The following is a 21,520-nucleotide window of genomic DNA, read 5'->3' as shown; positions in this document are numbered from 1 at the left end:
GTCCTACACACCTTTCATTTCGTTATTTGGCCTGCCACTGGCAACCATAGGGAGTACCAATTCATCTTTGGAAATCAGGATATCCAAGACATAAGGACCAGGATAATTCAAAGCTGTCTGAATCGCTTCATCCACTTTGTCCGGATCGGATACCCTTGCAGCTGTGACGCCGTAAGCATCAGCAAGTTTAACGAAATCAGGCGAATCCGGAATCTCGGAATGGGAGAAGCGGCCGTCGTAGGCCAGATGTTGCCATTGATGAACCATGCCCAGTACTTCGTTGTTGAGAATAAAGTACTTCACATCCAGTCTATTGGCATTCAGGATCGCCAATTCTTGGTTGGTCATCTGGAAGCCGCCGTCTCCGACGAAGCAGACAACCGTTTTTTCAGGATAGGCCATTTTTGCACCGATAGCTGCCGGAATGCCGAATCCCATCGTTCCCAAGCCGCCGCTTGTCAGCAATTGCTTGCCGTACTTGAACGGGTAATATTGAGCCGCCCACATCTGATGTTGGCCAACGTCGGTTACAACAATGGCTTCACCGTGAGTCAATTCGCCGACTTGCTCGATTACATGTTGCGGTTTGATGAACGTATCGGATTTTTCGTAACCGAAAGGGTGTTGCTTTTTGTTGTCCATCACATGGCTGAACCAAACGGAGTGGTCGGGCACTTCAGCCAATTTCGTGTCGTTCAGCATGATCAGAGCCAATTTGGCATCAGATAAAACCGGGATATCAGTGTGCATGATTTTGCCGATTTCGGCATTATCGATGTCAACATGGACAATGACGGCTTCGGGAGCAAAATTGGTAGGGTCGCTTGCGACACGGTCATCGAAGCGTGCCCCGAAGTTGAGAAGCAAGTCACATTCCATCAAAGCCATATTCGACGCGTAGGAGCCGTGCATGCCGCCCATGCCCAATGCCAGCTCATGTTTGATAGGGAAGCTACCCAGACCCAACAGCGTGTTTACAACGGGAATTTGGTAGTATTCCGCGAAGGCCATGAGTTCTTTTTCAGCCTGGGCATGGATGACGCCTTGACCGGCCAAAATGATCGGTTTTTTGCTTGCAGCAATCGCTTCGTTCACTTTAGCAATCTGTTCAGGAACAGGCAGACATTCCGGTTTGTAGCCCGGTAGATTTTTGTCGGGTTGGTTGTACTCTTCATAAGAGACTTCCTGGACACCGATGTTTTTGGGGATGTCGATGACGACCGGTCCTTTTCTGCCTGTATTCGCAAGGTAGAAAGCTTCGTGGATGATGCGCGGGATATCCTTGGCATTACGCACTTGGTAGTTGTATTTCGTAACAGGTGTCGTCATGCCGATCATGTCCGTTTCCTGGAAAGCATCCTTGCCGATGCCTGCTTCATGCACTTGGCCAGTGATTACAACCAATGGAATGGAATCCATTTGAGCGGTTGCGATACCGGTCAAAGCATTTGTTGCTCCGGGACCGCTTGTAACGATACAGACGCCCGGCTTGCCGGTTGCGCGGGCGTAGCCGTCAGCCGCATGGACAGCGCCTTGTTCGTGCCTTGTCAATACGTGATTCGATTCGGATTTGTAGAATTCATCGTAGATGTGCAGGACCGCTCCGCCTGGATAGCCGAACAGAACTTCAACACCTTCATTTTTCAACGCTTCAACAAGAAGGGTTACGCCAGTTTTTGTTTTAGTTTTCATTTCAGATTCCATTTTAATCTCCCCGTTTCTCGTTTTTCCTTTGTCCGTTTGCAATATGGATAAAAAAAAGCATCCTCATCAATCAATGATGGGATGCTTCATCCCATTTGATTACCACAAATAGGACTTAAACAATCTGCAAAAAATTTCTACAGTGTTTAACTCCTAGATCATTAAGACGATAATAATGTTTAGTGGATTCATCGTTTTCATATGGGATACCTGATTTCTATATGGATTTGTTATTGCTTAAGTGATTGATATAATCATATAAGATTTACATGAGAGTGTCAACGGTAATTTTCATATTATTTTCACTTATTTCTAATAATTGCCCAAAATGAACGTGCCGGATGATTCTTTTGTGCGAATCAGCGCCTTGACAAAAAGTCCTGCAACTCAGGCAACTGCCTTTCCGCGGCCCTTTCGGCATACTGATAATAAGCATCCAGACGCTGCACGTTCCGTTCCATCCTGCCTATGGAAAGCTGATCGGGCGCAATGACAAACGCCTTGTTTTCCTTTTCCAGTTGCTCGATCAACGCCATCGATCGGTTGTAGGCTATGTGCCGCTGTTCGATGGCTGCAATAACTTCGGGATAAGCCCGCAGATGGCGCCGGATAATGGCGCTGAAGCGCTGCTTTTCCTTGATGTAGCCACGCGGGCGCGTAAGGAGAATCACGTGCTTTTGGTTGCCGTCTGAGATCGCTTGTTCGATCGGAAGCGAGTCGACGATGCCGCCGTCCAGATAGAATTTGCCATTGATTTGGGTAGGGGGCATCAGCAACGGTACAGTGGATGAGGCCCTGATTTTGAGGCCCAATTCTGCACTGGTTGCGATGTCATCCTTATCGAAATAAACAGGTTTTGCGGTTTCCATATCCGTGACAACGATTTTCATGGAAGTTGGATTTTGCTTGAATGACTCGAATTGAAAGGGGATATCGGTCGTGATTGCATCCTCATAAATATATTTTGTGTTGAAATAACCTTGCCCGTTGAGCAGATATTTCATTCCCGAAAAGGCCGGATTGGCGGCGATATCAACAAATGAAGCTTTCGTGCGGGTCAGGTCTCGGCTGACATAATTGACGCCATTGGCCGATCCGGAAGAGACACCGATGACATAATCCAAGTAGATTTCTTGACGCAGCAAGGTACTGATGACTCCTGCGCAAAAGACGCCCCGCATGGCGCCTCCTTCAATGATCAAGGATACTTTTTCTTTGTTTTGGTCCATACATTTTCCACCTCACTCTATAGTATAGATGACATTGCGGTGTGATGCGATGCTTTTCTCATTTTTTTCTGTGTATGGTGTGCGATGGCGAAAGCCTTTTCTGCACGCGGCAGATGTGGTATATTCGCAATAAAGATACCCAAGAACCACAAAACTTTAGATGGGGTGATGGAATGATCAGATTCGACCACGTGAATGTCATTCGCGATAACCGGAAAATTTTGAACGACATCAATTGGCACGCAAAAAAAGGCGAGCATTGGGCCATACTCGGCTTGAACGGCTCCGGCAAGACAACCTTGCTGCAACTCCTGAACGGCTATCTGTGGCCCAGCAGCGGCAGACTGGTCGTGTTGGGCGAAACTTTCGGGCAGACCGCCATCCCCGACTTGCGCAAACGGATAGGCTGGGTCAGCTCGGCCTTGCAGCAACAGCTGAACCCCAACGACATCGCCGAGCACATCGTATTGAGCGGGAAGTTCGCTTCGATCGGCGTCTGGACCGTCCCCACTGAAGCCGAAAAACAACAGGCGCTGGATCTTTTGATCAAATGCGGCGGCAAAGAACTGATTGGCTTTCGCTACGGCATCCTGTCCCAAGGGCAACAGCAGATCATTTTGATCGCCCGCGCTCTGATGGCCGATCCGGAAATTCTGATTTTGGACGAGCCCTGCAACGGCTTGGACCTGTTCGCAAAAGAGAAACTTTTGGAGGATATCCAGCGGATCGCCGATGAGCCTGAAGGGCCGACAATGATCTACGTCAGCCACCACACCGAGGAAATCCTGCCTTGCTTCAAGAAACTGATGCTGCTGAAGGACGGTTCCATCCATAAAACAGGCAAAACAAGCGACTTGCTGAAAGAGGAAATCTTGAATGATTTCTACGAAAAACCGGTGCAGATGATCCGCATGTCCAAGGACAGGCTGGCGGTTTTTCCGAAATGAAGCATCTGACTCGCTAGAAAACAGTGGCGAACCCAAGTATCTGCATATTGGGTTCGCCACTGTTTTTTTAGCATTGCCTTCACAGTTGAAAAGATTGTGCATAAAATATAAAACTTTCCGATGGACCCTCTCGGTAATAAATAAGAATATTATCAGAAAGCCATATTTGTAAAATTATTACTGTACAAATCATGATAAAAAAAATACAATATTAAAGTAAGTAGAAGAAATGGGGGAGTAAAAAATGAAGAAGAGAATTGGCTTATTTTCTGCTTTAAGTATGTTTATGTTGTTATCTGGTTGTGGAGCGAACACGGACAACTCAGCTGACTCAAGCGCTGCTGTTGAAAGCGAGGAATCGATTGCTGCAAGTTCTGAATCAGTGGAGGCTGTGACAGGCGCATCAGAGGTTACCTATTCCGATCCGGAAGAACTGAAAGAAAGCTATGACGTCATTATCATCGGTTCCGGTGGTTCCGGCATGTCAGCTGCGATTTCAGCGAAAGATGCTGGCTTGAATCCGGTTATCTTCGAAAAAATGCCGGTCCACGGCGGAAACACAATCAAATCATCCGCGGGTATGAATGCATCCGCAACGAAATTCCAAGCGGAACAAGGCATCGCAGATTCAAATGAATTATTCTATAACGAAACATTAGCAGGCGGAAAAAATACAAACGATCCAGAATTGTTGCACTATCTTGTCGAAAATTCTGGTCCTGCAATCGACTGGTTGGACACAATGGGCATCACGTTGAACAACATCACCGTTACGGGCGGCATGAGCGTGAACCGTACCCACCGTCCATCCGATGGTTCTGCAGTCGGTCAATATTTGGTAGAAGGCTTATACGCGAACATCATGGAACGCGAAATTCCTGTGTTCGTGAATTCAGATGTGACTGAAATCGTCATGACGGATGATAAAGCGAGCGGCGTCAAAGTCGACTTCAACAACGAAGGCGAAATCACGGTTCAATCTGATGCAGTCATCATCGCAACCGGCGGATTCGGTGCCGACTTTGATATGGTCACTGAACTTGCACCGCAACTTGAAGGCTATGTCACAACTAACCAACCGGGCTCGACAGGCGACGGCATCAAAATGGCGGAAGCTATCGGAGCCGCTGTCGTGGACATGGATCAAATCCAGATCCACCCGACCGTTCATCAGGAATCATCTTACCTGATCACCGAAGCGATCCGTGGCGAAGGCGCCATCCTTGTGAATCAACAAGGCGAACGTTTCGTCAATGAAATGGAAACCCGCGACACTGTTTCGGCAGCGATCAATGCTCTGGAAGAAGGCTATGCTTACCTGATTTTTGATGCAGGCGTGAAAGATCGCGTGAAAGCAGTCAACACGTACATCGAAAAAGGCTTTGTCCAATCGGATGAAACAATCGAAGCTTTGGCTGGTCAATTGGAAATCGACAGCGCAACATTGGCGCAAACGTTGACTTCATGGAACGAAATGGTAGCTTCCCAAGTGGATGGCGCATTCAACCGTACAACAGGTATGGTTAACCCATTAGCAGCTGCACCATACTACGCAATCCAAATCGCACCTGGAATCCACCATACAATGGGCGGATTGAAGATCAACGCCAACGCACAAGTCATCAGCACGGAAGGAACTGTCATCGAAGGCCTTTACGCTGCCGGCGAAGTTACCGGAGGCGTACACGGCAGCAACCGTATCGGCGGAAATGCTGTAGCCGACATCATCGTATTCGGACGCCAAGCCGGGGTACAATCCGCTAGCTACGTTCAATCAATGGAATAAATGGATCACCGATAACAAACAAGAACGGCAACCCAATCGCTGGGTTGCCGTTCTTGTTTTTTCTTTAGTTACTTTTGAGGATCACTGGTCGATTCCCAAAAACTGGGCCTCGTAGAGACGACGGTAGGTTCCGTCCTGAGCCAGCAATTCCTTATGCGAGCCTTGTTCGGAAATCCCTTGTTCATCGACGACGATGATCCTGTCGGCATGCTTGATGGTCGTCAAACGGTGGGCGATGATCAGAGTCGTCCGACCTTTCGACAGGTTATCCAATGATTCCTGGATGACTTGTTCGGTTTCGGTATCCAACGCGGAAGTCGCCTCATCCAAAATCAGGATTGGCGGATTTTTCAGGAACATACGCGCAATCGAAAGCCGCTGTTTTTGCCCACCGGATAATTTGACGCCGCGTTCTCCGATCATCGTATCGAATCCAAGCGGCATCTCCGCGATGACCTTGTCGAGATTGGCCATCTGGGCTGCTTGGGCGATTTCGGCATCGGTAGCATCCAATTTCCCGTAGGCGATGTTTTCCCTGACGGTTCCTGGGAAGAGAAAGACATCCTGCTGCACGACACCGATTTGGTTGCGCAAGGAACGGAGCGTCAAATCCTGGATGTTGATGCCGTCGACTGTGATGGTCCCTTCAGTAGCTTCGTAAAAGCGGGGAAGGAGGTTGCACAAGGTCGTTTTCCCGGCGCCGCTTGGACCGACGAAAGCGACTGTCTCGCCGGCCTTAATCTGCAGATCGATCCCATCCAAAACTTTTTTGGAACCATCATAGCCGAATGACACTTGGCTGTAGACGATATCGCCATTCAGATGGCTCGCTTCGATGGCACCGGGTTTATCCAGAATATCCGGCGAACGGTCCAACTCTTCGGTGAAGCGTCTGAAACCGGCGATGCCTTTCGGATAACTTTCGATCATCGTGTTCACTTTCTCAATCGGACGGACAAAAATGTTGGACAAGAGGATGAAACCGACGAACTCGCCGTAGGAAAGCTGGCCTTGGATCGTGTAGTAGGCTCCGAAGAACAGCGCAAATAGGTTGATCAGCCGGATCAGCAGATAGTTATAGGAAGAACTGATGCCCATCATTTTATAGAAGGCAATTTTGGAACGGCGATAGGCCTGGTTCAATCCTTCGAACCGTTTCGCTTCATAGGCTTCGTTTGCGAATGCCTGCACGACGCGGATGCCGCTGACGGATGCTGCAATCCCCGCGCTGAATTCCCCCAGCTCTTCAAAAATGCGGGTGTTGATCTTGGTCATTTTCTTGTTGAAAAAGACGAGCGCAATCGTAATGAAGGGAATCATGACGAAAGTGGCGATCGCCAACGGCACATGGATCTGCAGCATCAACAGGAAAGATCCCAACAAGGTGATGATGGTGATGAAGATATCCTCCGGTCCGTGATGCGCAACTTCGGAGATTTCGAACAGATCCGTCGTCAGCCGTGCCATCAATTTGCCGGTCTGCTGGTCGTCGTAGTAGCTGAAAGGCTGCTTCTGCATATGGCCGTAAAGTTCCCGGCGCATGTCGGTTTCGATGTTGGCGCCCAGCACGTGCCCGAAATAGACGACGATATACTGCAACGCTGTGTTGACGATGTACAACACCAACAGACCCAGCGAAACCAATAGGATCAAATTCCACTGCCCGGAAGGCAAAATCGAATCAATGACGCTGTTGACGACGACCGGGAATGAAAGTTCCAGCACGGCCGCCAAAATAGCGCAACAAAAATCAAGCATAAACAGCTGCTTGTAGGGTTTATAATAGCCGAAAAAACGTTTAAGCATAGTGACCTCCTCTAAAATCATTCGAATATAGTTATAACACAGATTGCCGGAATGAGGTATTGATACGCTCCTTTAAATTCCTGCGGACTTCTGGAAAAAGTTTGTTTGAATAATGTTGCTTAACATCCGCATAGTGGTACAATTATATTAAAATAAATATCCCTCTATTGGCATGATCCAGAATGCTAGCCTCTTGAGCAACCGGCAATCAGATGCTGGCCTCGATCACTGGGAGATACTTTAGTCACAGAACCATTTGCTTTATCAATTGGGTAATCCGTAAGTATTTATTATAGAAGAATGCTAAGGATCACAATTCGAAAATTGGAGGAGTAAGAGAATGAGAAAATGGAGAACAATTGCAGTATCGATGCTGTCACTAGCTTTATTGGCCGGATGTAGTGGCGCAAAACCTGAATCGACGGTCGAGGAATTTTTTACGGCTGGGCAACAACTTGATACCGAAGCAATGGCAGCTGCTGTCCTTTCCACGAATGAGGAAGAAGTGACGGATCCGGAAGAACTGCTTACCGATGATTCGAATGAATATCTATTGGAATATTTCAAAACTAATGCTGAAAAAATGACTTATGAAGTAACCGGAAGTGAAGTAGACGGCGACAAAGCAGTCGTGACGATGAACGCGAAATATGTTGACGGTGCACCCCTGATTAAAGCAACAATCAGTTCTGCATTCATGAAAATGTTACCTTTGGCATTCAGCGGTACGGAAATGACCGAAGCGGAAACGAATCAGATGTTTGCTGATACGATGAAGGAACAGTCAGAGATCGTTTCGGAAACGTTCAAAGAAACTACATTGAAAATCGATTTAGTTAAAGAGGACAACGAGTGGTATATCACGGAAATTACTGATGAAATGATGGATGTCGTCATGTCAGGCTTTATGTCCCTCAGCACCGAATTGGAGGGTGCTTTTGAGGAAACCGAGCCAGTCGATGAAACCCGCACAGAAGATTCGGCTGCCGAGTCCTCAGCAGCAGGAAAAAGAAGTAATCCAGTGCCTTTAGGTCAAGCCGTTGAAATTCCGGTTGCGTATTCCAATGAGGATTGGACGGAAAACTATGAAGGAACCATTTCCCTTCAGATCAATGGCATCACAAAAGGTCAGGCTGCCTTGGACACTCTAATGGCTGAAAACCAATTTAACGAAGCACCTCCTGAAGGCATGGAATGGGTCATTTTTGATGTAACGATGAAATTGTTGGACGGAAACCAAGACGCAGCTTATACAACATCATCGGCCTTCGACATCATTTCCTCTTCTGGTAGCGAGATTGCACAAGATACCTATGGGACTCTGGACGGGAATAGTTTTGGCTACACCGATCTTTTCCCAGGAGCAGAGGCATCTGGCCGTGTCGTTAAATACGCTCCGACAGGGGACAACTTCCTGATTTCTTATTCCGAAAATTTTTCGGCTACCATTTATTTTAGTGCACAATAATTGAATTTATTGGGATGACACACTTAAAATGAAGAGGACATCTCAAACTTGAAATGTGAGGAGTATTTTTATTATGAAAAAACTTAAAGTATTTCTAGTGTCAATGCTTTCAATATGGTCGATTGGGACAGTCGGATTTTTGATGCTTAATAAAACTGAAATATTCGCCATCCAGACCAATAAATCCTCAGAAGCAGCTTTGACTCAGGAAAAATTAGTGGAACTGTCTGAATTGGCAACGCTAAAGTATGAGTACAGCAATGTCATAATAAGCCGCACGGATAGAAGCATATCAGTGCCTGTCTTTCCTGATTTTAATTTTGCAGAGGCAATCAGGCTGATTGAATATTCTGGGTATCTCAAGGCAGGAACAGATTTTTCCAAGGTTCAACAAACGTATGATGAAGTTTCCGAAATATTATTAGTCAAAGTCCCGAAATCCTATATACTCGATAATGTTGTTGAGACCGAAAAAATGACAGTGGAAGATGTTAAAGGAAACATTTTTTCGGATTATCCCACTCAGATCATCATTGACGAAATAAATGCTGATAAAAAGCAACTTGAAGAAGAAAAAATTAGCCAAGGCTTTTTGGATGAGGCAGACAAAAGAGCAGAGTTGTTGTTGCATTCTCATTATAGCTCCAATGGATACGAAGATATTAAAATCGAGTTCTATTAACATACTTACTAGTGAGAATCAACGCCGAGTAGGCACATTTCTTATGCTGTAATCAGGTACTCCAAGCTATGCTGAAAAATCACACAAAGAGGGATACTATCAAAGTCGATTTCAAATGACTTTGATAGTATCCCTTATTTTTTTGTTATCGGATTTAGTTATCTTCCGAATGGCGTTCGCCGACCTGGAAATCGTCAGCATGTTCAAACATGTATTTCACTGTGATGGCTTCTTCGCCGGTCAATTGTTTGAAGTCATCCGTGAAGTTGTCCATTTTTCCTAAGCGGATCGCTTCTCCGAAAGTGACCATGCCTTCAGAAGAGAAGGGTGCTTCGGAGTCTTTTTTGAATGCGCCTTCAGTCGTTCTCGGAACGCCCATCGCATCAAAGATGGCGTAGTTTTCTTCATCGGAGATGGCTTGATAGCTGACGTTGTTGCCGGTCGCTTCATTGCCGTAATTCACGAAGTCCGTGATGGTCATCAGCTCAGGTCCGTTGATGTTCAGAACCGCATCGTGGTATTTGTCGGTAGCCAATGCATGCGCAACCGCTTTGGCGCAATCCTTACGGGAAATGTAGGCCATTTTGCCGTCAGCCTGGTTGTTCTGCATGACGCCGCCCATTTTTACGAATGTGAAGTAGTTGGTTACCATGGCTTCGGCATATTGGGAGTTACGCAGGAAAATATGATCCATCCCGGCTTCATTAATGTATTCCTCTGTGAAGATGTGGTCGATTTTTTCGACGCTTGGGTTGGATTCATCAGCCGCGTTGACCAATGAAGTGTAGATGATCTGCTGAACGCCAGCTTCTTTGGCGGCATCCACAACATTTTTATGTGCGTTTTGGCGTTTTTCGCCGACGAAAGGCATCGAAATCAGCGCAACTTTATCGGCATTTGCGAATGCTTCAGCCAAGCCATCTTTGTGATTAAAGTTTGTTACGTGTGTTTCAATCCCTAGGTCTGCATATTTCTTTAGAGCAGCCTCGCTGTATGCGCAGAAAATCAGTTGGTCTTTTTCAACTAAATCCAAAAGATATTCTGCCGCTTGATTTCCAAGGTTTCCGTCCACGCCTGTCAATAATAATTTACCCATATTTGTATCGTCTCCTGTCTGTTTTTAACTATCTTCATGATATGTGAAACAAAGAGCAAACTCCAATACAAAAAGCGAATGGGTTATCCGGAAATCGAATAATGCGCTTTGATGGAACGGATCAGCGCTTGAATGCTTGGCTTTGCATTGACGGATAAATATCCCAAGGCAATCACGAATGTATGGAAGGAGCCTTCGATCGGGATCATGCGGATTTCGTCTGACGAGTAGTTCAGATTGTAGTTGTCCGGAAAGAAGCCAATCAGGTTTTCGGTCCGGATTGCGAACAATTCGGTTTCGACATCGTCCACTGTTTTGGCGATCTGGGGCTGATAACCGTCCTTTTGGGCATGCTGCACCATTAAATCGTAGGATGCGCCGATGACGGAAGGGTCCAGCATGACGAGCGGGTGCTGATACAGTTCAGCAAGGGTAACCGACGTTTTGTCGAACAAGGGATGGCCTGCACTGACGACGGCCTGGTATTTACCGGCATACAAAGGGACTGTCGTGATGTCCTTTTTGCCTTCGAATTCGGAATCGAAAGCGATGGCCACATCATAGATGCCTTTTACGAGATAATCGGAAATGTTCTTCAACAGCACCTTGTTCAGATTCAGTTCGACCAGCGGATTTTCTTTCCGGAAAGCCGGGATGACTGAAAGCAGCGTCTGGATATCCGTCATGGCGGAATATTCGATCGACAAGGTTTCCCGCTGATTGGCTTGGAAATTGCGCATTTTCTGCTGCATGCCCTGGTATTGCTTCCAAAGCACCAACGCTTCCTCATAGAAAAGCTGGCCAGCTTCCGTCGGCTCGATCGGTGTCTTTTTGCGGTTGATCAACCGGATCTGGAACGTCTCCTCCAACGAAGCTACAGTCTGGCTGATGGTGGTCTGCGACACATAGTTCCGCTTGGCCGTCTCCGTGAAGCTGCGGCATTCCACCAAGTCTATATAGTATTTGATTTTTTCGATATTGATGCGATTCGCCTCCAATCAAAAATCCTTCTTTCTGTAAAGTACCATATCACCCAGTTAAGAGGCAATCGGATATTTTGAAAGGAATGTTTCATAAATTTGTTTTCTGTGGGTAAGTGTATAGACAAATTTATTTCAATCGAAGCGTTTCGCCTGTCATTTTTGGATGAATGGCATATACTAACGTTAGTTATCGAGGAGGTTTTCAAATGAAAATAGAACATATCGGTCTTTGGACTGCAGATTTGGAAAAAATGAAAGAATTCTACTGTGACTACTTCAAAGCTACAGCGGGTGAAAAGTACCATAATCAGAAATCAGGATTCCAATCCTATTTCTTATCCTTCGCGGATGGTGCCAGACTAGAGATCATGCATCGCGAAGATGTAATCAAAGGCTCCCATACTAATGAAATATTAGGCTTTGCGCATCTGGCCATCGCGGTCGGCAGCAAGGAAATAGTCGATGCATTGACGGAAAAATTGGTGGATGCAGGCTATCCTTTGTTGAGCCCGTGCAGAGTGACCGGCGACGGCTATTATGAATCCGTCATCGGCGATCCGGAAGGAAACAGAGTCGAAATCACGATTTGACAATAAAATATGAGGTGAACTGAATGGCAATCAAAGCGATTGTGCTGGACATCGATGGCACATTACTGAATGACCAGAAAGAAATCACGCCAAAGACGAGAGAATCATTATTGCGGGCTCAAGAAGCCGGCGTGAAACTTGTGCTGGCATCCGGTAGGCCCTTGCCAGCGATGCTGAAATTCTCAAAAGAACTGAAGATGGACCACTATCATGGCTTGCTGCTTTCCAATAACGGGGCTTGTGTGACGGATTGTGCAACGGATGAGATGCTCTTCAGCCAAAGCATTTCCGAAGAAATAGGCGCAGCGCTGCTGGCCCACCTGGAGCAATTCGAGGTAAAACCGATGATCGCGCATAAGGATTACATGTATGTGAATAACGTGTATGATTGCATGATCACCGCACCGCCACACGGCTTGCGAAACATCATCGAGTACGAGTCCCGTAGCGGAGACTTTAAACTATGCGAAGTGGAACATCTGGCGGACTTTGTCGATTTCCCTCTGCATAAGATTTTGATCGCGGGGGAACCGGATTACTTGGCACAGCACTGGCAAGCAATCATGCGACCGTTCGAAGGACGGATCAACGGCTTTTTCTCGGCGCCTTTCTATTTTGAGATTGCCGATAAAGGCATCGATAAAGCCTATGCATTGGACAAGACCCTGCGGCCATTGGGGATCAATGCTGAGCAGGTCATCTCATTCGGGGACGGCCAGAACGATGCTTCCATCATCGCCTACGCAAGTGTAGGTATTGCGATGGGCAATGCGATCGACGCTCTGAAGGCGAGCGCGAACGAAATCACGTTGTCCAACAACGAAGACGGCATCGCCCATATGCTTGAAAGATACTTGTGAGACCAGAATAAACCGAAAAGCCAGACCGCATCCTTAAATTTGGATGGCTGGCTTTTTTTCTACACAGATATTACCCGGTGAGGAGCGCTTCGCCGGGCAATATCCGCCAAATGAAGACCTTATTCCCGGCGAGGGCGGCTTCACCGGGAATTATCCGCCAAATGAAGTCAGAATTACCGGTGAGGAAGTCCTTACCGGTAATTCGCGTCTGTAGCGGTGGAGCGTGTTAGTTAAGAATTGCTTAAAAGAATAAATATTTATTGTAAAACGATAAATAAAAGACTAAACTAACAGTAACAAATCCAAATGAGGTGTTGTAGACATGAAACGAGAAACATTCTTTTTGAAGGCGGTCGTCGTTCTGATGGGACTGCCGGTAGTGGCGCTGTGTATTTTTATTATTCCGGAAATTGCGGCCTTCTTGGTCGAACTGGTCCCAAGCTTGTCGTATTTGCAATATCCATTCATGATCGGACTGTACGCATCTGCCGGCATCTATTTTGTCGCTCTGTACCAAGTATTTAAGCTGCTGGGTTACATCGATCAGGACTTGGCATTTTCCGATTTGACGGTGCAAGTGCTGAAGAACATCAAACGCTGTGCTGCTGCGATTGGCGCATTGTTTATCTTGTTCATGCCGCTCATTTTTATGATGGGTGATTTGGATGACGCTCCCGGCCTCGTCCTGATCGGCTTGATCATCATTTTCGCCTGCATGGTGATTGCGGTCTTTGCCGCTGTCCTTCAGAAACTCCTGCAAAATGCGATCGCAATCAAGCAAGAAAACGACTACACGATATGAGGTGCGTAAAATGGCAATAATCATCAATATAGACGTCATGTTGGCAAAACGCAAAATGAGCGTCACCGAACTGTCGCATCACGTCGGCATCACGATGGCCAATCTGTCCATCCTGAAAACCGGAAAAGCGAAGGCAATCCGCTTCTCGACCTTGGAAGCCATCTGCAAGGCATTGGACTGCCAACCCGGCGACATTCTGGAATACCGAGAGGATGAAGAAGAGGAATAGCGGTTCTGCGTCAGAATGACCTGAAAATACAGGGGAAACCCTTAGTCTGTAATAGTGCGAACATTCACAATCCGTGGTAAAATAGTAAAAAAAACGGAGGTTCACCATGGCCAGATATGAAGAACAACGTAATTTTCTGAAGTCGGATTTCAAAACATTCAGCGCGATCGAAACGGATAAACAGAAAGGGATTCCGCAACCGCCGAACGTAAAAGCTTACAATGCGGATGCAGAAATCGTGGATTTGCCTGCCGTCGATGGAGGAGTTGTGAAGAAGGAAAACATCTACGAAATCATCAAGGAAAGAAGAAGCGTCCGCCATTATGCGAAAGACGCGCTCACGCTGGACGAACTTTCCTACCTGTTGTGGAGCACGCAAGCCATCACTGGCACCAACAGATCGGGCATCACTTTCCGCACTGTTCCCTGCAGTGGCGGAACGCATTCTTTTGAGACCTATCTGTTCATCCTCAATGTAGATGGCTTGAAGAAGGGCGTATACCGCTATTTGGCGGATTGCCACAAACTGCTGTACCTGAGCGAAGTCAACGATATCGATGAACAAGTCGACAAAATGACGCTCGATCAGCCATTCGTGCCGAACTTCGCCAAACGCGCATCGGTCATCTTCTCCTGGAGCTGCATCCCTTACCGTTCCGAGTGGAAATACGACATCACCGCGCACAAAAAAATCCTGATCGACATCGGTGCGGTCATGGAAAACTTGTACCTGACGAGCGAATCGATCGATGCCGGCACTTGCGCATTGGGCATCTACGATCAGGACATGGTCGACGAGCTGCTGCACTTGGACAGCGAAGATGAATTCACGATCTTCCTGGCGGCTGTCGGCAAGAAAGTACAGAAAAAGTAGCATCCGAATTGACTATATGAAGGCAGAAATAGCCCGCCAAAAGCATTTTGGCGGGCTATTTCCGTTCAAACCACAGTCAGAAAACCCGCGAAAACCACCTTGGCGGGGAAAAACGCCCTCGGACAACACAAGATTCCTCGTCAAAACCATTTTTGCGGGGAATTCCGCCACGAACTTTAAGTCTAGAAGTCTGATCAAAAAGCGGAACGACTGTTTCAATACACAGTCATTCCGCTTTTTGAATCTATTCTATTACATCTGCGTAGAGCGAGCTGTTTCTTTCGAACATGCCCTTGGCGAAAGGGCAGCGAGGTATGATTTTTTTGTTTTCCTCTCTGGCCATTTCGACCACGCGATCAACCAGTTGTGCGGCAATTCCCTGGCCACGGTAATCGTCATTCACATAGGTACGGTCGATGCTGATCATGCTGCTGTCTGCAAGAGAATAGGTTATTTCGCAGATTAAGTTTTCGTTTTCGTCTTTTTTGTAGAAACGTAAGTCGCCGCTATCAAAGTTCATTGTCTGCTCTCCTTTTTATTTTTTGATGTATTTTCAGCATTAAATATCCATTTTCCATTTCATATTATTCCTGCGGTTGAGACCAGTCAAGAGATTAGCATTGAATGTTTTTGAACCAATCTACCACAACAGCACGATCACGTTCAATTTTTAAAAGATAATTTCGATAAAAAGAAACTTCTTCTTGTACATCATCAATGCAACGGTATACAATCGAAGAATATTGTACTGTAAACTAAATGTTTGAATCGCTGAGATTTAAGCAGATCATAGCTCTGTTCATAATTTCTTTATTTGTGGCTTAACCGACTATACACGCTCGATTTTTTTATCAAGAAAGGGGAAATGATATGGTTTCGAAAAGATTTTATGCAGTCGTATTAACATCTTTATTCATTTTTAGCTATACATCAATAACCACTGAGGCAATGGCATCCCAATCATCATCCGAGACAACAGCAACCCCGAATAACTCGGCCGATTTTCAGGATGTAATTGTAAGATTTAAAGACAAACCGGGTCAGGCAGAATTGCATGCATTTAAGGGACTGGGTGGCGAAGTCAGCAATGTTTTCACTATCATTCCCGCGATTTCAGGAAAACTTCCGGCGAAAGCCATCGAAGCCCTTAAAAATAATCCTCAAGTGGAAGTAGTCGAATTGGATTATTCCGTGCAAGCACTTGAATATTCGGCAGAAAACGAACTTGGAAATAGTTGGGGTGTGGATCATATCAATGCCGATGCCGCTCTTGCAGCCGGGTATTCTGGCGAAGGGGTCAAGGTTGCCGTCTTGGACTCCGGAGTGAATTTCAATCACTTTGACCTGATAGATAATTTTGATTTATCCGCAAATGAATTGGGCTACGATTTTGTTTCGGATGATTTCTTCCCCGAGGATGTTTATGGACACGGTACCCATGTAGCAGGAATACTTGCTGCAGCGAGCAACGGATTTGGGGTTGTCGGTGTTGCACCAAATGCACAGATAGTGGCACTCAGAGTTCTGGATGACAATGGGGAAGGTACCTCAAGCAGGATCATTGAAGCGCTGCAGTGGATTCAGAATTATAATGCCGCGCATCCCGATTCTCCGATACGCATCACAAATAACAGTTATGGCACCGGATCCAATTCGTCACAGCTTGAGGCAGCTTTTGATGTGTTGGCCAGCTCCGGGGTTCTGCATATAGGCTCTGCAGGCAACGACGGGAGTGCTGCGGGCAACGGTAATAATGTCAGTTATCCTGCTAGATATGAATCGGTAGTAGCAGTTGCGGCTCTCGACAAAAACAATCTGCGAGCCAGTTTTTCCAGTACGGGCTCGGACGTTGAAATAGCTGCGCCTGGGGTATCCGTTCTGTCGACATGGAAAGACAGCACCAACTTTGCGGGCCCGCAGCCATTTTCGTTTGCAGGTTACGTAGGCGAGTACTTCATTGAAGCAAACGGAACATCAATGGCTGCACCTCATGTCGCAGGTGTTGCAGCTTTGCTGATGGCATCTGATGCGAACTATACTGCGGAGGCAGTCCGCAAGAAAATTAATGGCACAGCTCTGGATTTGGGGGAAATCGGTAAGGATAAATTATACGGTTACGGATTAGTGGACGCTTCCTCAGCTCTGGGGATCGGGCAGATTGTAAATAATCCCCCTGTCGCGTATGATCAGACTGTAAATACAATGAAAAACACCCCTGTAGCTATCACGCTAATCGCTGCAGATCCGGATGGTGATCCGCTGACCTATACGATTGCATCAGCTCCGGCAAACGGAACTGTGAGTGGCTCGGGATCAGAAATCACCTATACACCGAACCCTGACTTCACTGGCGTAGATAACTTCACGTATGAAGTAACAGACGGCGCAGGCTCTACTGCCACTGCAACAGTAGCCGTAAATGTTGAACCTACAGTTGCTCCTGCAAGGACAGTTGATTTGGTTGTGCAGATGAGCGCTACAACCAGAAAAATCAACAAAATTAATTATGTATGGGCAACAGCTAAAGTGAAGGTCATGGAAGCCGGTGCCCAAGTAGCTGACGCAACTCTCACCGGCCACTGGGAAGAAGGAACAATCCTTAACTCAGGAAATACCGGAGCAAACGGGACAGTCTCATTCACATCCGAGAAATTAGTCCAGTCACCGGAACTACGAACATTCACTTTTGTTGTCGATAGTGTCGTTATAGGAGGTGTGAACTGTACTCTTAGCGGTCAGACGACAAATTCGATAACTAAATGATAGAACATCAAGATATCCTTGATGGCTTAGGCATTTGAGAATGAATAAATCATAATGTATGTAAAAGACTTGAACCTTTACTTGCCGAAGGGTCAAGTCTTTTTTGCTACGTTCAGCTATTCACTTTACCAAAAAGATGATCAAAATAGCATCTAACTGTTCGGAAAAACCTATCAACTGTGTTCGGTTCTACATAATATTCATTTATTGGCAGTCATGATACCATATGTGAATAGAAATTCAATGGAAAAATTACGACAGAAAATTGCTGGTTTAATCTTCTTTTTACAGAAATAATGTCTTGGTATATTGATACAAGCAAACAGTAAAAGCTGACAAAGGCGATAAAGTAATCGTTGCTTCCTAAAATATCGGGAAGTTTTTTATTTGTGAGGCGATGATCAGAAACTGGAAAAAGCCATAAAGGATTGGAGGAAAACAATGGACTTGGATTTTATAAGAAAGGCTATCCCCATGTACCAGGAAGCGGCCTTCCTTGTGTTGCGCTTGGGTGGGATTGGGATCATCTTTGCCTTTATCATCGGCCTAATTGTCAGTATCGTGCGCTATTATAAATTGCCTGTGTTGTCGCAGTTTTTTGAAGGATACATCGAATTGTCCCGCAATACGCCCTTGATGATACAATTGTTTTTCTTGTATTTTGGCTTGCCGCAGGTTGGTATCCACTTGAGCGCTGAAGTCTGTGGCATATTAGGGTTAACCTTTTTGGGAGGTAGTTACTTTGCGGAAGCGATAAGAGGTGGTTTGGAATCCGTCCCGAATATACAGATGGAATCAGCGTCCAGTCTGGGATTGTCAAACACTCAAATTTTCCTGTACGTTATTTTCCCGCAGGCAATCGCAAATTCTTTTCCCAGCATTGGGGCGAACATCATCTTTTTGCTGAAAGAAACCTCCATTTTTAGCGCAATCGCGTTAGCCGACCTGGTTTTTGTCGCGAAAGATATCATGGGATTGTATTACAAGACCAATGAAGCGCTATTCTTGATGGTCACAACTTATCTGGTGTTTTTATTGCCGATATCCCTTTTGATCCATTTCATCGAAAGGAGGTTGCGTTTTGCAGGATTCGGGAATTAACATTTTATTCGAAGGTCAAAATCTGCAACGTATCTTGGAAGGCCTTGGGCAAACGGTTTTTGTCGCAATCATATCAGTCGTACTTTCATTCATACTGGGACTTTTGGTCGGAATGCTCATGACAAGCAGAAATATCGTTGTTCGGTTCGTCACAAGGCTCTACCTCGAAGTCGTCCGGATTGTCCCCGTATTGGTGATGCTGTATATCCTGTACTTCGGCCTTACACGTTGGACAGGCATTAATATTGATAATCGAGTGATCGCCATTTTCGTGTTTACCTTTTGGGGTACGGCTGAAATGGCCGACATCGTCAGAGCATCCGTCACGTCCATACCAAAAATCCAATGGGAAAGCGGACAGGCATTAGGATTGACTGCAGGGCAACTCTATGTGTATGTCATTATTCCTCAGACCGTCCGGCGCATCGTTCCACCGGCCATCAACTTGGCTACCAGGATGGTGAAAACGACAGCGCTGTTGCCGTTGATAGGGATTATTGAAGTCATCAAGGTCGGACAGCAAGTGATTGAAGTATCCGTGAAGGACTATCCGAGTGCTTCCTTCTGGATCTATGGGTTGATCTTCTTCCTGTACTTCATCGTCTGTTACCCGTTATCGAAATTATCCAAAAAATTGGAATTGAAATGGCAAGAGTGAGAAGGGGTGAAGAAACATTGGAAAGTCCAATATTAAAGCTGAAACATGTAAATAAATATTACGGAGAAACTCAGGCCTTGGCTGATATCCAGTTGGATGTAGCCAAAGGAGAAGTTGTGACCATCATCGGACAATCAGGTTGCGGCAAATCGACTGCCCTGCGCTGCATCAATGGTCTGGAGCAAATTCAGTCCGGCAGCATCTTGCTGGATGGAAAAGAGATAGCCGCAGCAGGGACGAATTGGAAAGAAGTCAGGCAGAAAATCGGAATGGTCTTTCAAAAGTATGATCTGTTTCCGCACATGACAGTTCTTGATAATGTCCTATTGGCTCCTTTAAAAGTTCAAAAACGCAAGAAAGAGGAGGTAGCCGAAGAAGCCATTGCGTTGCTGAAACGGGTTGGTCTGGAAGATAAAGCGCATAGCTTCCCGAGGCAGTTGTCCGGCGGGCAGCAGCAACGGGTTGCAATCGTGCGTGCGTTGATGACGCACCCGGAAATCATGCTCTTCGATGAAGTGACGGCGGCGCTCGATCCCGAGATGATCAGGGAAGTCCTGAACGTCATCCTCGATCTGGCAAAAGACGGCATGACGATGCTGATCGTCACCCATGAAATGGCTTTTGCTGAGGCAGTCAGCGATAAAATCGTCTTTATGGAAAAAGGGAACATTTTTGAAATTTCTGAGGATCCGAAAGCTTTTTTCAAGCAGCCACAATCGCAAAGGGCTAACGAATTCATCAACACATTCAGGTTTCAATAGAAAGACAATATATAGGAAAAAACATTGGAGGAATGAAAAATGAAAAACAAATTTATCAAATCATTGGCTATATTATCAGCGACAGTGGGCTTAGCGGCTTGCGGCGCGGGTGCAACAAATGATTCTTCAGAAGGCTCCGTTGCCAATATTGAAGATAAAACAACAGTGGACACAATCAAAGAAAATGATGTCATCCGCATCGGTGTTTTCGGCGACAAACCGCCGTTCAGTTATGTGGATGCGAACGGAGACAACCAAGGCTTCGACGTTGAGATTTCCAAAAAAATCGCAGAAGATCTGCTGGGTGATTCTTCAAAAATCGAATGGGTCATCACAGAAGCGGCAAACCGTGTGGAATATCTGGAAACAGGGAAGGTTGACTTGATGATGGCTAACTTCACCGTCACACCTGAACGAGCAGAAGTAGTGGATTTCGCCAATCCTTACATGAAAGTATCCATCGGGATCGTCTCTCCTGAAGGTGAAGTCATCACCGATGTTTCCCAATTGGAAGGCAAACAGCTGATCGTCAACAAAGGAACAACTGCTGAAGCTTACTTCAGAGAAAATTATCCTGATATCGAGCTGTTGGTCTATGAACAAAATACAGAAACGTTCCAAGCGTTATTGGATGGCCGTGGTGCAGCTCTGGCACACGACAATACCTTGATCTTCGGATGGATCAAAGAAAATCCTGGCTTTGTGGCAGGGGTTGAAGCGATAGGAAACGAAGATACCATTGCACCTGCAGTAGCAAAAGGCGATGCCGCTTTGTTGGAATGGGTGAATGAAGAAATTGACACGTTGAACGAAAATGGCTTTATCGCAGAGGCATACGAGAAGACATTAGCGCCAGCATTCAGTTCCGATATTGATCCTGCATCCGTCCTGATAAATCAATAATAAGAGATGCAATTGTCGTCTTAGTCAGCGATAATAGTATCCCCAATACACAAAAAGGTCGGGACTTCGGTTCCGGCCTTTTTGTATTTCTCGATCGAATATTGTGAAAATAGATCCGTAATGCTGTTAATAAAAAAGATAATATAGCGGATTATAATGCAATTTATATAGAATTCAATAAAAAGTTGAAATTTGGACAACATTTCAGAAAAACGTTGTTGTTGCAAGGTGGAAAGCGGATTCTGTGGAATTTTTCCCGTTTGACTTGTCAGATGGAC

General features: G+C 46.0%; 20 protein-coding genes. 14 read left to right on the top strand and 6 right to left on the bottom strand.

What is annotated here, in order from left to right; all coding sequences use genetic code 11:
- Positions 1-3: 3 nt before the first annotated feature.
- Together ilvB and PH235_RS01250 are read right to left on the bottom strand one after the other, a co-directional pair.
- Positions 4-1,704: a biosynthetic-type acetolactate synthase large subunit gene (gene ilvB, locus PH235_RS01255; RefSeq protein ID WP_272160677.1), complete on the bottom strand. Its 1,701-nt coding sequence runs from the start codon at positions 1,702-1,704 to the stop codon at positions 4-6.
- A 359-nt stretch (positions 1,705-2,063) separates the two neighbouring features.
- A complete protein-coding gene (locus PH235_RS01250; protein ID WP_272160676.1) occupies positions 2,064-2,933 on the bottom strand; it encodes a patatin-like phospholipase family protein in 870 nt (289 codons plus the stop codon).
- Between the two features lie 173 nt (positions 2,934-3,106).
- On the opposite strand from PH235_RS01250, the gene PH235_RS01245 reads away from it, so the two are divergent.
- Positions 3,107-3,880, top strand: a complete 774-nt coding sequence (locus PH235_RS01245) for an ABC transporter ATP-binding protein (protein ID WP_272160675.1) — start codon at positions 3,107-3,109, stop codon at positions 3,878-3,880.
- Positions 3,881-4,124: 244 nt separating this feature from the next.
- Entirely contained in the window at positions 4,125-5,666 is a 1,542-nt protein-coding gene (locus tag PH235_RS01240; protein WP_272160674.1) for a flavocytochrome c, read from the top strand.
- Positions 5,667-5,747: 81 nt separating this feature from the next.
- Here PH235_RS01240 and PH235_RS01235 read toward each other — a convergent pair whose 3' ends face one another.
- Entirely contained in the window at positions 5,748-7,472 is a 1,725-nt protein-coding gene (locus tag PH235_RS01235; protein WP_272160673.1) for an ABC transporter ATP-binding protein, read from the bottom strand.
- Between the two features lie 340 nt (positions 7,473-7,812).
- Between PH235_RS01235 and PH235_RS01230 the strand changes: the two genes are divergently transcribed.
- Together PH235_RS01230 and PH235_RS01225 are read left to right on the top strand one after the other, a co-directional pair.
- Positions 7,813-8,940, top strand: a complete 1,128-nt coding sequence (locus PH235_RS01230) for a hypothetical protein (RefSeq protein WP_272160672.1) — start codon at positions 7,813-7,815, stop codon at positions 8,938-8,940.
- A 73-nt stretch (positions 8,941-9,013) separates the two neighbouring features.
- Positions 9,014-9,622 carry a DUF4230 domain-containing protein gene (locus PH235_RS01225; protein ID WP_272160671.1) on the top strand — a complete coding sequence of 203 codons (609 nt, stop codon included), beginning with the start codon at positions 9,014-9,016 and terminating at the stop codon, positions 9,620-9,622.
- Positions 9,623-9,776: 154 nt separating this feature from the next.
- Here the strand turns inward: PH235_RS01225 and PH235_RS01220 are convergent, their stop codons facing one another.
- Both PH235_RS01220 and PH235_RS01215 read right to left on the bottom strand, forming a co-directional pair.
- Positions 9,777-10,718, bottom strand: coding sequence for an NmrA family NAD(P)-binding protein (locus PH235_RS01220; protein ID WP_272160670.1), 942 nt, complete (start codon positions 10,716-10,718; stop codon positions 9,777-9,779).
- An 83-nt stretch (positions 10,719-10,801) separates the two neighbouring features.
- Positions 10,802-11,716 (bottom strand): LysR family transcriptional regulator, encoded by a 915-nt coding sequence (locus PH235_RS01215; RefSeq protein ID WP_272160669.1) that lies wholly within the window; start codon positions 11,714-11,716, stop codon positions 10,802-10,804.
- A gap of 191 nt (positions 11,717-11,907) precedes the next feature.
- On the opposite strand from PH235_RS01215, the gene PH235_RS01210 reads away from it, so the two are divergent.
- The 5 genes from PH235_RS01210 to PH235_RS01190 all read left to right on the top strand — a co-directional run bounded on the left by PH235_RS01210 (position 11,908) and on the right by PH235_RS01190 (position 15,056).
- Entirely contained in the window at positions 11,908-12,291 is a 384-nt protein-coding gene (locus PH235_RS01210; protein WP_272160668.1) for a VOC family protein, read from the top strand.
- A 23-nt stretch (positions 12,292-12,314) separates the two neighbouring features.
- On the top strand, positions 12,315-13,151 hold the full coding sequence (locus PH235_RS01205) for a Cof-type HAD-IIB family hydrolase (protein WP_272160667.1): 837 nt from the start codon (positions 12,315-12,317) through the stop codon (positions 13,149-13,151).
- Positions 13,152-13,473: 322 nt separating this feature from the next.
- The gene (locus PH235_RS01200; RefSeq protein ID WP_119092951.1) at positions 13,474-13,953 is read left to right on the top strand and encodes a DUF2975 domain-containing protein; all 480 of its coding nucleotides are present in this window, start codon (positions 13,474-13,476) and stop codon (positions 13,951-13,953) included.
- 10 nt (positions 13,954-13,963) lie between these two features.
- Positions 13,964-14,182, top strand: a complete 219-nt coding sequence (locus PH235_RS01195; RefSeq protein WP_272160666.1) for a helix-turn-helix domain-containing protein — start codon at positions 13,964-13,966, stop codon at positions 14,180-14,182.
- A 106-nt stretch (positions 14,183-14,288) separates the two neighbouring features.
- On the top strand, positions 14,289-15,056 hold the full coding sequence (locus tag PH235_RS01190; RefSeq protein WP_272160665.1) for a SagB/ThcOx family dehydrogenase: 768 nt from the start codon (positions 14,289-14,291) through the stop codon (positions 15,054-15,056).
- A gap of 244 nt (positions 15,057-15,300) precedes the next feature.
- On the opposite strand, the gene PH235_RS01185 is transcribed toward PH235_RS01190, so the two are convergent.
- Positions 15,301-15,576: a GNAT family N-acetyltransferase gene (locus PH235_RS01185; protein ID WP_086941468.1), complete on the bottom strand. Its 276-nt coding sequence runs from the start codon at positions 15,574-15,576 to the stop codon at positions 15,301-15,303.
- 350 nt (positions 15,577-15,926) lie between these two features.
- On the opposite strand from PH235_RS01185, the gene PH235_RS01180 reads away from it, so the two are divergent.
- From PH235_RS01180 to PH235_RS01160, 5 genes are all read left to right on the top strand, one after another.
- Positions 15,927-17,819, top strand: coding sequence for a S8 family peptidase (locus PH235_RS01180; protein WP_272160664.1), 1,893 nt, complete (start codon positions 15,927-15,929; stop codon positions 17,817-17,819).
- Positions 17,820-18,260: 441 nt separating this feature from the next.
- Complete coding sequence (locus tag PH235_RS01175; protein ID WP_272160663.1) at positions 18,261-18,920, top strand: amino acid ABC transporter permease; 660 nt, start codon at positions 18,261-18,263, stop codon at positions 18,918-18,920.
- Positions 18,901-19,578 carry an amino acid ABC transporter permease gene (locus PH235_RS01170; protein WP_272160662.1) on the top strand — a complete coding sequence of 226 codons (678 nt, stop codon included), beginning with the start codon at positions 18,901-18,903 and terminating at the stop codon, positions 19,576-19,578. The genes PH235_RS01175 and PH235_RS01170 overlap by 20 nt, the downstream gene beginning before the upstream one ends.
- A 17-nt stretch (positions 19,579-19,595) precedes the next feature.
- Complete coding sequence (locus tag PH235_RS01165; RefSeq protein ID WP_272160661.1) at positions 19,596-20,339, top strand: amino acid ABC transporter ATP-binding protein; 744 nt, start codon at positions 19,596-19,598, stop codon at positions 20,337-20,339.
- 39 nt (positions 20,340-20,378) lie between these two features.
- Positions 20,379-21,242 (top strand): cysteine ABC transporter substrate-binding protein, encoded by an 864-nt coding sequence (locus PH235_RS01160; protein WP_272160660.1) that lies wholly within the window; start codon positions 20,379-20,381, stop codon positions 21,240-21,242.
- Positions 21,243-21,520: the final 278 nt, after the last annotated feature.

This window comes from Trichococcus sp. K1Tr, from assembly GCF_028309625.1.
Classification (GTDB): Bacteria; Bacillota; Bacilli; order Lactobacillales; family Aerococcaceae; genus Trichococcus.
This window is presented reverse-complemented; position numbering and strand designations above follow the sequence as displayed.